Genomic DNA, 9,717 nt, shown 5'->3' with positions numbered 1-9,717 from the left:
CATCACATGTCGGCGAGATCCAGACATGCCGGAAAGCGGGTTTCCGCGCCGTCAGCCTTTCCTTGCGGCGACCCGCGCTAGCGTCTTGGCATTGGACAGCTCCCTTACCGCGTCCTTGCCGATCCAGCGCGCCGTCCTGTCGGTCGACTGCGCCAGCCGTTCGGCGACAGCCAGGGCAGCTCCGTGCATGTCCATCGATCGTTTGCCGATCGACCGAAGCGCCCAGTTCACGGCCTTCTTCACGAAATTGCGGCTGTCGTTCGCATGCGTTTCGATGATCGGCAGGAAGGAGAGGAAGGTCGCCCCTGGCTCCTTCTTCCGGTGGACGACGGACCAGGCCATCATGGCGAAGGCCGTGCGCCGAACGAACTCCCGCTCATCGGCCGCAAACTCGGCGATCAGTTCTTTCCAGGCGTCCGTATCGACAAAGAGATCGGAGACGCCGTCGACGATGTCCCAGGAGTCGAAACTAGCCGCCCATCGTCTTGCATCTTCAGCAGAAAACCGTTTCGGGTCAGCCGTGACGGAGGCGATGAACTGCGCCTCCATGATGCCGGTGTCCCATAGCTCGAAGGCGCGCTCGTGGTTGCGTTTGATCTTCCTGGCGATCTGCCGCTGCATGCCGTGCGTGATACCAAGTGCACGGTCGATCTTGATGCCGTAGCGCAACATGCCGAGGCGGTTCTCCTCCGATCCGATAGCGCGCAGATGGGCGACGATTTCCGCGACACTTGACTGAGGCGAAAGCTCTGCCACCGCAGAAACCTATTTCTCGAGACGGGCGAGCAGCGAGGACGTGTCCCAGCGCTTGCCACCCATCGCCTGCACATCCTTGTAGAACTGGTCGACGAGTGCGGTGACCGGCAGTCTGGCGCCATTGCGATCGGCCTCGGCCAGGCAGATGCCGAGATCCTTGCGCATCCAGTCGACGGCGAAGCCGAAATCATATTTGCCGGCGTTCATCGTCTTGTGGCGGTTCTCCATCTGCCAGGAGCCCGCGGCGCCCTTGGAAATCACCTCGATCACCTTCTCGATGTCGAGCCCGGCCTTCTTGCCAAAATGGATGCCTTCGGCCAGGCCCTGGACGAGACCGGCGATGGTGATCTGGTTGATCATCTTGGTGAGCTGGCCGGCACCGGCCGACCCCATCAAGCCGACCATGCGGGCAAAAGCGTCGATGACAGGCTTCGCTCTGTCGAAAGCGTCCTGCTCGCCGCCGACCATGACGGTCAGCACGCCGTTCTCGGCGCCGGCCTGGCCGCCCGAGACCGGCGCGTCGAGAAACGAAAAACCACCGACTTGCGCCGCCGCCGCCAGCTCGCGAGCGACCTCGGCCGAGGCCGTGGTGTTGTCGATGAAGACCGAACCCTTCTTCATCGATTTGAAGGCGCCTTCCGGACCGGTCGTCACCGAACGCAAATCGTCGTCATTGCCGACACAGGAGAAGACAAAATCCTTGCCTTCGGCGGCCTGTGCTGGCGTCGCCGCAAGGCTACCGCCATGCCGGCCAACCCATTGCTCGGCCTTGGCCTTGGTGCGGTTGTAGACGGTGACGTCATGGCCGCCCTTGTTCTTCAAGTGCCCGGCCATCGGATAGCCCATCACGCCAAGACCGAGAAATGCAACAGATGCCATGAGCTTGCCCTTCAGAAACGGAATTTGCTGCGAGACGTCTAGGCTCTGCGCGCAATTCGTCAAGATGCGCAGGGCAGGATCGACTGGTGCAGCTGAATTTGAAAATAGTCAGCGTTTCAGGTGAACGGTGATCCGGCGCTCGATCCATTCGACTCCATGACGCAATATCTCGACCATCACCAGATAGACGAGCGCGACCCAGATATAGGCCTGGATGTCGAACGAGTTGGCGAAGGCGAGCTTGGCATTGCCCATCAGATCATAGACCGTGATGATGGCGACGATGGCGGAAGCCTTGACCATCAGGATCAGTTCGTTGCCATAGGGCCGCAAGGCGACGATCAAGGCTTGCGGCAGGATGATCTTGCGCAAGGTTTGCAGTTTGTGCAGGCCAAGCGATGCCGCCCCTTCCCATTGCCCTCTTGGCACGCTCTCGATGGCGCCGCGCAGAATCTCGGCCTGATAGGCGGCGGTGTTGAGCGCAAAGGCAAAGACGCCGCAATTGAACGCGTCCTTGAAAAAGTCCCAGAGGCCGATCGACTGGAGCTCGACCCTGAACGAGCCCAATCCGTAATAGACGAGATAAGTCTGCACCAGCAGCGGCGTGCCGCGGAAGAAATAGACGTAGCAATAGGCGAGGCCGGACAGGATCCGGTTCTTGGACATGCGCCCATAAGCGACGGGCACCGACAGAATCGCGCCGAGCACCATCGATATAGAAACCAGCGCGAGCGTAACCCCAAGCCCGCTCAAATAGGCGGGCGCATATTTGGCGAAGAAAGCGGGATTCCAGGCAAGGAAGAGATAGCTGACGATGCCAATGCCGAACAAAATCCATAGGCAGACCAGCGCGTAACCGGCGATACGCCTGCGCGGCCAGCCGCGCGCCCGTGGCGGCGGACGTTCGACCATTGTGGCCGTGGCGCTCATCGCTGCGCCTCCTGCCGACCAAGCGAGCGCAGAATAGCGCTGGTGGCGAAGGACGACAGGACGGCCAGGCCAAGAAACACCAGCGAGGCGACACCGAAGAACAGGAAAGCATGCTTGGTGACGCGGGCGGCAATGCTAGCGTTACGCAGCGTCTCGGCCAGGCCGACGACCGACACCAGCGATGTGTCCTTGAGCAGGCTGAGCCAGCAGTTCTCCAGGCCGGGGAACGCGATGCGCAGCAGCTGCGGCACGATCACCTTGCGCATGGTCAGCCAGTTCGAAAGACCAATGGCATAGCCGCCTTCATACTGGCCTTTGGGAATGGCGCGGAAGGCGGAAAGAAAAACCTCGCTGGCATAGGACGAGAAGATCAGCGCAAGCACGATCATGCCGGCGACGAAGCTGTTGACGTCGATGGTGGTGTCCGGCCGGAAATACCTGACGAGATGCTGCAGCAGGATCGGCATGCCGAAGAAGAACAGGAAAAGCGTCACCAGTTCCGGCAGGCCGCGAAAGACCGTGGTGTAGATGTTGGCGGCAAGGCGCAGCGAGGGTTCTTCGGACTGCTTGGCGAGGGCGATGAAAAAGCCGATCGTCAATCCGATGGGCAGCGTGGCAAGCGCAAGCGCAATGGTGATCAGTGCGCCATAGGCAATATCGTCAAGCCAGCCTTCGGGTCCCCAACTGAGAAGTGTCCATATGCTCTGGGCTGGCATCGACCGGTCTTATCTCCACGGCATTCCTGAGATGAATAGAAAGACGGCGGGGAAATTCCCGCCGTCTTGACCTTTATCAGGACTCGGCGCCGTAGACGTCGAACTTGAAGTACTTGTCGTTGATTTCCTTGTATTTTCCATTGGCGCGGATGGCGTCGATGGCCGAATTGAGCTTGTTGACCAGGTCGGTCTCGCCCTTGCGCACGGCAATGCCGGCGCCCGGCCCGAATATCTCGACCGGCTGCGGCGACGGCTGGCCAAGGATCTTGCAGCAGGCGCCATCAGGCGAATCCAGAAACTGCTGCAGCACGACGATATCGTCCTGGATGGCGTCGAGACGCCCATTGGCAAGATCGGCCTGCTCCTCGGGGCTGCTCGGATAACCCTTGACGGTGCTGTCGGTGTAAGTCTTCGAGGCATAGTTGAAATGCGTGGTGGTGGTGGCGACGCCGATGGTCTTGCCGGCGAGATCTTCCTTGGTCACGCCTTTCAGCGTCGAGTCTTTCGGCACCGCGAGCGCCGACGGCGTGTTGTAGTATTTGTTCGAGAAGTCGACCTTTTCCTTGCGCTCGGGCGTGATCGACATCGAGGCGACGATGGCATCGAACTTGCCGGCCTGGAGGGCTGGAATGATGCCGTCCCAATCCTGGGCGACGAAGGTGCACTTGACCTTCATCTCGTCACAAAGCGCCTTGGCGATGTCGATGTCGAAGCCAACGAGCTGTCCGTCGGCGGTCAAATTGTTAAATGGCGGGTAGGCGCCTTCGGTGCCGATCCTCAGGGTCTTTTCCTGGGCCTGGGCGACGCCGAGCGTCAGCAGCGCGGCCGATGCGGCAAGCGCGATACGCAGTGAAATACGCATGATGGTCCTCTCTTTATGGTCCCGGCCGTCGTTCCGAACGGCTCTGTGGGGCGGTGCTTTTGACCGCCCGCTGGCGCGATACTCCCACTCTTTCCAAGAAAAAAGCAACTGCAAAACCGTAAAAATGGGCAAGGCTATTCTGCCGTTGCGTCAGCGCTCAAGCAACGAGCCCGGTGGTGCGCTCGATGAAGTCGGCTATCGATTTTGCATCGTCGAGATCGAATACCGGCAGCTGCTCGCCTTCAATCGCAAAATCGGCTGCGACAGCGACGATGTTGGGATCCTCCGCCGAAAGCGGCGTGCGGTCCTTCGCATCCAGCCGGCGGGTTTCGATCTTGTCGTGGGCTTCGCGCTTGTAGCCCTCGACCAGCACCAGGTCGCAAGGGGCAAGCCGCGACAGGACAGTCTCCAATGTCGGCTCATCCTCGCCGCGCAGCTCGTGCATCAGTGCCCAGCGAACGCCGGAGACGATCGCGACTTCGGTGGCGCCGGCCTGCCGGTGGCGAAAACTGTCGGCACCCGGTTTGTCGATGTCGAAATCATGATGGGCGTGTTTCACCGTCGACACCTTCCAGCCGCGCCGGACAAGTTCGGTGACCAGCCTTTCGGTCAAAGTCGTCTTGCCGGAATTCTTCCAGCCGGTGATGCCGAAGACGCGTCTGTTCATGACGTCATGCTCTGCAACAGGCGTGCGGCCTGGGCAAGATCGTCCGGCACATTGATGTTGAAGAAAGGGTCGATCCCCGCCGATTGCAGAACCGGGAATTCCACCTCGACAAAACCGTGCCGGTCGATGAAAGCCGAAACCCGCCTGATATCCTCGTCGACCAGAAAGTGCCGCAAGGCATCGCGGCAGCCGAGCGGCCAGAGCGCGAAGGTCGGGTGCCGCTTGCCGGCCGAGCAGGCTACGGCAATCGAACTGGGACTTCGATCGGCGGCCGCTGCCAGGCGCTCGACAAGGTTCAACGGCAGGAAAGGCGTGTCGCCGGCAGCACTGACGATCGCTTTGCAAGACGTATTGGCCGCGGCCCATTCGAGGCCGGTCAGGATTCCGGCGAGCGGCCCGGCAAAGCCGGGCACGCTGTCGGCAAGCACCGGCAGTCCAAAGCGCAGGAATCGCGCAGGGGCGCCATTGGCGCTGAGCGCCAGCGATTCTATTTGCGGGGTGAAGCGCGACACGACCTGGTCAAGCAGGCAGCCATCGCCAAGCGGCAACAGGCTCTTGTCGCCACCGCCCATCCGTCTCGACTGGCCACCGGCCAGGATGATCCCCGCAATGTCTCGCTTCATGCCACGAAGCCTGTACGCCAGCCGTCGGAAATCACAAGAACCTTCAATGATCTGGCTAGATTCCGTCAGGCACCATTGTCGGCCCCGTGCTTTCGGCGACGATCTTTCGCCGGCCGACCACACGCTCGCGGTAGAGCGCATAGAGGCCGGAGCCGATGATGATGGTGGCGCCGACGATCATCGGCGGATCGGGGATATCGGCAAAGATGAACAGGCCAAGCAGGATCGACCAGATCAGGGCCGTATAGCGGAACGGCGCGATGAAGGAGATGTCGCCCGCCCGCATCGCCATGATGATGAACTGGTAGCCGATCACCACCAGCACCGCGGCCAAGGCCAGCAGGGCCGTGCTGTCCCTCGTCATCGGCGTCCAGCCGCCCATTGCCGGCAACAGCGCCGCACCGACGATGGTCATGGCAAGCGCGGTTGCCGTCGACACCAGCAATGTCGGAATGGCCTTGGGGATCCGCTTGGTGGCGAGATCACGCACCGCACAACAGGCGACGCTGGCCAGCGCCGCCAGCGAGTAGATGCTGAACCCTTCGAAGCCAGGCCGCACGATAATCAGCACGCCGGCAAATCCGATGGCGATGGCCAGCCAGCGCCGCCAGCCGACAGCTTCGCCAAAGACGAGTGCGGCCCCCATCGTCACCGCCAGTGGCAGCGCCTGCAGCACCGCCGAAACATCGGCGATCGGCAAATGGGCGAGGGCGACGAGGAAACTCACCGTGGCACCGGCCTCGCTGATCACGCGCAGGGCCACCAGAGGCTGCAGCATCGAGCCCGGGCGGGCGAGTGCGCCGCGCTGCCAGGCGAGCAAGCCGACGAAAAGCGAAGCGAAAGCCCCACGGATCAACATGACCTGCGCCATGTTCATCGATTGTGACGAGTATTTGGTGATGGCATCGTTGAGGCAGAAGCCGGCCATCGCCACCATCATGAACAACGCGCCGCGAATATTTGGTGACAGGGGCAAGACGGCTACCGGTTCTGCTAATGCATGTCGCCCAAAAGTGACCTCGGTTTTGGGGAAACGACACGCATAAGAAACAAAGACCTAAAGCGCGTCGCCTGAATCCGTTCAAACGCGACGCGCTTTAGGCAGCAAGCCTGTAACAGCCGGGCGTGAAACAGCAACAGCAAAGGGCTGGGCCACAGCCTTGTTTGTGGCTCAGAAGATCACCTGCAATGGCGGCAGAACTTACTTCTTCGGCGTCAGCACCTCGGTGCCATTGCCTTCCTTGCCGGCGATGGTCCACAGACCATGCAACGAGCCGTCGTCCGTCATCTTGTAGACGACGAGGCCGATATCCTTGCCCATGACATAGCCGGCCGAGAAGGCATCATCGTTGCGCATGCAGATGCCGTCGGAAGATGAGCCACCGGTTTCCCAATGGATCGCGCAGGTCGTCCCGCTGGTCAGCGTGATGGTTGCCTCGCCGCCATAGGCAGAGCCGTCGAAGTTGGTGCCGGCGACCGCATAAATGCCGCCGATCGACTGTGCCGCAGCGGGCACGGCCGCGAGACCAAGCAAGGCTAGAGAAAGAACGAGTTTGCGCATGGTGTATTCCCCCTGTGAGCGAAGATCCGCTTCCAGGGAAGGCTAGGCTGGAACAAGCTAGCCGTAAATCCGGCTGCGGTTCGCGAACAAGACTTTTTCTGGGGTGTGGTCCGAAACTTTCATGGCCCTTGAGACTGCCGGCAATGGCGCCGACCAGCGGGTCGTATTTCGACTTCAGGGCCGGAGGGTAGTCGACCCAGACCGTGCGGATGATACCGTCTCTCCCAAACAGACGTCGCTCGTAAAACATCTTTCCATCCTTAACGCCCGACAGCACCGCCCAATCGCTGCCGGCCTTGCCATAGGTCACCTTGTAGCCGGCTTCATCGCTGGCCTTCTCGGCCGCCACAAAGCCCTTCGGCGTATCGTTGTCTATGTTGAGGATGCCGGAGCAGATCAGGCTGGCGCCATCGGCGCTCAGCCATTGCTGTCCGTCGCCATTATCGGGCTCCGGCTGGCGATCGGTGAAGATCTCGTCGGGAAAGGTGCAGACGGTGCCGAAGCGCTCGTTCACATAAGTGAGCGGCGCGGCGACCGCACTGCTTGCTGCCATTGTCGCAATCGCCAGGAATGAAGAGTGCAGCCGCATGCTCGCCTCGAGTCATGATCCGAAGCGATCTTGCATGAATTTCACGAAAAGATCAGCCGCCGGTGACGCTCATATGGCGTGACACCGATGGGCGGCTGGTGCGGCGGTCGATGATGAAGTCGTGGCCCTTGGGCTTGCGGCCGATGGCTTCGTCTATTGCATCGGCGACCAGCTCGTTGCCTTCGGAGGCGCGCAAGGGCGCGCGCAGGTCGGCGGCATCTTCCTGGCCCAGGCACATATAGAGGGTGCCGGTGCAGGTCAGCCGGACGCGGTTGCAGCTTTCGCAGAAATTATGCGTCATCGGCGTGATGAAGCCGAGCCGTCCGCCAGTCTCTGCGACCTGGACATAGCGGGCCGGGCCGCCGGTCTTGAAGGGAATGTCGGTCAGCGTGAACTGGCGTTCCAGCGACGCGCGCAGCAGCGACAGCGGCAGATACTGGTCGGTGCGGTCGGCATCGATCTCGCCCATCGGCATGGTTTCGATGACCGTCAGGTCCATGCCGCGGCCATGCGCCCAGCGCATCATCTCGGGCAGCTCGGCGTCGTTGAAATCCTTCAATGCCACCGCGTTGAGCTTGACCTTCAGCCCCGCGGCCTGCGCGGCATCGATGCCTTGCATGACCTTGTCGAGATGGCCCCAGCGGGTGATCTTGTGGAACTTGTCGGCATCGAGCGTATCGAGCGACACGTTGATGCGCTTGACGCCGCAATCGGCGAGTTCGGCGGCAAAGCGCGACAGCTGCGAGCCGTTGGTGGTCAGCGTCAGCTCTTCCAGCGCGCCGCTGGCGAGATGCCGCGAGAGCTGGCGCACCAGATGCATGATGTTCTTGCGCACCAGCGGCTCACCGCCGGTCAGGCGCAATCGCCTGACGCCCTTTTCGATGAAAACCGTGCACAGCCGGTCGAGCTCTTCCAGCGACAGCAGGTCCTTCTTCGGCAGGAAGGCCATGTCCTCGGCCATGCAATAGGTGCAGCGGAAATCGCAGCGGTCGGTGACCGACACGCGGAGATAGCTGATCGTGCGGCCGAAAGGATCAATCATGTCCATGCTTCAAGCGCTTCCCGTGGCCGTGAACGGCTTCGTTATATACCGCTATGTGATACGATCCGGCCTGCCATTCAAGATAGCGCCTCTCGATCTTTGGTAACATCTCTCAGCCGACATCGCATGTCGGTCGGTCTCATCAGGCCTTTTCCCGTTTGGCGAAGCGGCGTAGGGAAGGGCGGATGAGACGGGATCGAACAGCATGACCGCACCGAAAGAGCTCAGGGTCTCCAAGGACCGCAAACTTCTGTCCGTCACCTTTCCCGACCACCATCCATTCGAATTACCGGCGGAACTGCTGCGCGTCGCCTCGCCATCGGCCGAAGTGCAAGGCCATTCGCCGGATCAGCGGGTGACGGTCCCCGGCAAGCGCAATGTGGCAATCCTCAAGATCGAGCCAGTCGGCAACTACGCCGTGCGCATCACCTTCGACGATTTCCACGACACCGGCATCTTCACCTGGAATTACCTGCATGCGCTCGGCCACGAGAAGGATGCGCGCTGGGAAGCCTATCTCGCGGAGCTTGCGGAAAAGGGCCTGAGCCGGGACCGCTAAAATTGATTCCCCTCGCTGTCGTCAAAACGTCATCGAGATGGCGTAGCGCCGGCAAAGGTTCGGAGGCGAAAACATGTCCGTCATCACCACGGTCGAGCAGCTCGAGGCGCTCTATGGGGTTCCAGGCGAGGCCTCGCTGGTCAAGGAACTCGACCAAATCATTCCCGAATATGCCGCCTTTATCGAAGCCTCGCCCTTTGTCGCGCTGGCGACCAGCGGGCCGGAGGGGCTTGATTGCTCGCCGCGCGGCGATCTCGCCGGCTTTGTGCGCATCCATGATCCGAAAACCCTGATGATGCCGGACCGTCGCGGCAACAACCGCGCCGATTCGCTGAAAAACATTATCCGCGACCCACGTGTTGGGCTGCTGTTCCTGGTACCTGGTTCGGGCACGACGCTGCGCATCAATGGCCGCGCTCATGTTACAACGGATACAGCGCTGTGCGCGTCATTCACGGTGGAAGGCAAGGCGGCTCGATCGGTGACCGTCATCGATATCGACTCGGTCTATTTCCAATGCGCCCGGGCCATCG

General features: G+C 61.2%; 13 protein-coding genes. 3 read left to right on the top strand and 10 right to left on the bottom strand.

Going from position 1 to position 9,717, the window contains the following annotated elements; all coding sequences use genetic code 11:
• Nucleotides 1-51 precede the first annotated feature (51 nt).
• From EN749_RS22740 to EN749_RS39615, 9 genes are all read right to left on the bottom strand, one after another.
• Nucleotides 52-756 carry a DNA alkylation repair protein gene (locus EN749_RS22740; RefSeq protein ID WP_128364015.1) on the bottom strand — a complete coding sequence of 235 codons (705 nt, stop codon included), beginning with the start codon at nucleotides 754-756 and terminating at the stop codon, nucleotides 52-54.
• 9 nt (nucleotides 757-765) lie between these two features.
• Nucleotides 766-1,635 (bottom strand): NAD(P)-dependent oxidoreductase, encoded by an 870-nt coding sequence (locus tag EN749_RS22735; RefSeq protein ID WP_127397788.1) that lies wholly within the window; start codon nucleotides 1,633-1,635, stop codon nucleotides 766-768.
• A 108-nt stretch (nucleotides 1,636-1,743) separates the two neighbouring features.
• Nucleotides 1,744-2,565 carry an ABC transporter permease gene (locus tag EN749_RS22730; RefSeq protein WP_127810422.1) on the bottom strand — a complete coding sequence of 274 codons (822 nt, stop codon included), beginning with the start codon at nucleotides 2,563-2,565 and terminating at the stop codon, nucleotides 1,744-1,746.
• Nucleotides 2,562-3,281 (bottom strand): ABC transporter permease, encoded by a 720-nt coding sequence (locus tag EN749_RS22725; protein WP_127270845.1) that lies wholly within the window; start codon nucleotides 3,279-3,281, stop codon nucleotides 2,562-2,564. Before EN749_RS22725 ends, EN749_RS22730 begins: the two co-directional genes overlap by 4 nt.
• A gap of 76 nt (nucleotides 3,282-3,357) precedes the next feature.
• Entirely contained in the window at nucleotides 3,358-4,143 is a 786-nt protein-coding gene (locus EN749_RS22720) for an ABC transporter substrate-binding protein (RefSeq protein WP_128289160.1), read from the bottom strand.
• A gap of 157 nt (nucleotides 4,144-4,300) precedes the next feature.
• On the bottom strand, nucleotides 4,301-4,810 hold the full coding sequence (gene mobB / locus EN749_RS22715; protein WP_127269775.1) for a molybdopterin-guanine dinucleotide biosynthesis protein B: 510 nt from the start codon (nucleotides 4,808-4,810) through the stop codon (nucleotides 4,301-4,303).
• Nucleotides 4,807-5,433, bottom strand: a complete 627-nt coding sequence (gene mobA / locus EN749_RS22710) for a molybdenum cofactor guanylyltransferase MobA (RefSeq protein ID WP_128364014.1) — start codon at nucleotides 5,431-5,433, stop codon at nucleotides 4,807-4,809. Before mobA ends, mobB begins: the two co-directional genes overlap by 4 nt.
• 55 nt (nucleotides 5,434-5,488) lie before the next feature.
• A complete protein-coding gene (locus EN749_RS22705; RefSeq protein WP_128364013.1) occupies nucleotides 5,489-6,409 on the bottom strand; it encodes a DMT family transporter in 921 nt (306 codons plus the stop codon).
• A 225-nt stretch (nucleotides 6,410-6,634) separates the two neighbouring features.
• Complete coding sequence (locus EN749_RS39615) at nucleotides 6,635-6,994, bottom strand: hypothetical protein (RefSeq protein WP_128364012.1); 360 nt, start codon at nucleotides 6,992-6,994, stop codon at nucleotides 6,635-6,637.
• 121 nt (nucleotides 6,995-7,115) lie between these two features.
• Between EN749_RS39615 and EN749_RS39610 the strand changes: the two genes are divergently transcribed.
• A complete protein-coding gene (locus tag EN749_RS39610; protein ID WP_164895708.1) occupies nucleotides 7,116-7,568 on the top strand; it encodes a hypothetical protein in 453 nt (150 codons plus the stop codon).
• 67 nt (nucleotides 7,569-7,635) lie between these two features.
• On the opposite strand, the gene moaA is transcribed toward EN749_RS39610, so the two are convergent.
• Nucleotides 7,636-8,631 carry a GTP 3',8-cyclase MoaA gene (gene moaA, locus EN749_RS22690; protein ID WP_127270849.1) on the bottom strand — a complete coding sequence of 332 codons (996 nt, stop codon included), beginning with the start codon at nucleotides 8,629-8,631 and terminating at the stop codon, nucleotides 7,636-7,638.
• A gap of 199 nt (nucleotides 8,632-8,830) precedes the next feature.
• Between moaA and EN749_RS22685 the strand changes: the two genes are divergently transcribed.
• Entirely contained in the window at nucleotides 8,831-9,184 is a 354-nt protein-coding gene (locus EN749_RS22685; RefSeq protein WP_127810416.1) for a DUF971 domain-containing protein, read from the top strand.
• 73 nt (nucleotides 9,185-9,257) lie between these two features.
• The coding region (locus EN749_RS22680; RefSeq protein WP_128364011.1) for an MSMEG_1061 family FMN-dependent PPOX-type flavoprotein at nucleotides 9,258-9,717 on the top strand (460 nt) is incomplete at its 3' end.

This window comes from Mesorhizobium sp. M7A.F.Ca.ET.027.02.1.1, from assembly GCF_004022985.1.
Taxonomy (GTDB): Bacteria; Pseudomonadota; Alphaproteobacteria; order Rhizobiales; family Rhizobiaceae; genus Mesorhizobium.
This window is presented reverse-complemented; position numbering and strand designations above follow the sequence as displayed.

Bases quoted from the DNA above. Each gene is read 5' to 3' on its own strand.
- EN749_RS22735 (WP_127397788.1), bottom strand. From the start codon at position 1,635: ATGGCATCTGTTGCATTTCTCGGTCTTGGCGTGATGGGCTATCCGATG.
- EN749_RS22730 (WP_127810422.1), bottom strand. From the start codon at position 2,565: ATGAGCGCCACGGCCACAATGGTCGAACGTCCGCCGCCACGGGCGCGC.
- EN749_RS22725 (WP_127270845.1), bottom strand. From the start codon at position 3,281: ATGCCAGCCCAGAGCATATGGACACTTCTCAGTTGGGGACCCGAAGGC.
- EN749_RS22720 (WP_128289160.1), bottom strand. From the start codon at position 4,143: ATGCGTATTTCACTGCGTATCGCGCTTGCCGCATCGGCCGCGCTGCTG.
- mobB (WP_127269775.1), bottom strand. From the start codon at position 4,810: ATGAACAGACGCGTCTTCGGCATCACCGGCTGGAAGAATTCCGGCAAG.
- mobA (WP_128364014.1), bottom strand. From the start codon at position 5,433: ATGAAGCGAGACATTGCGGGGATCATCCTGGCCGGTGGCCAGTCGAGA.
- EN749_RS39615 (WP_128364012.1), bottom strand. From the start codon at position 6,994: ATGCGCAAACTCGTTCTTTCTCTAGCCTTGCTTGGTCTCGCGGCCGTG.
- EN749_RS39610 (WP_164895708.1), top strand. From the start codon at position 7,116: ATGGCCCTTGAGACTGCCGGCAATGGCGCCGACCAGCGGGTCGTATTT.
- moaA (WP_127270849.1), bottom strand. From the start codon at position 8,631: ATGGACATGATTGATCCTTTCGGCCGCACGATCAGCTATCTCCGCGTG.
- EN749_RS22685 (WP_127810416.1), top strand. From the start codon at position 8,831: ATGACCGCACCGAAAGAGCTCAGGGTCTCCAAGGACCGCAAACTTCTG.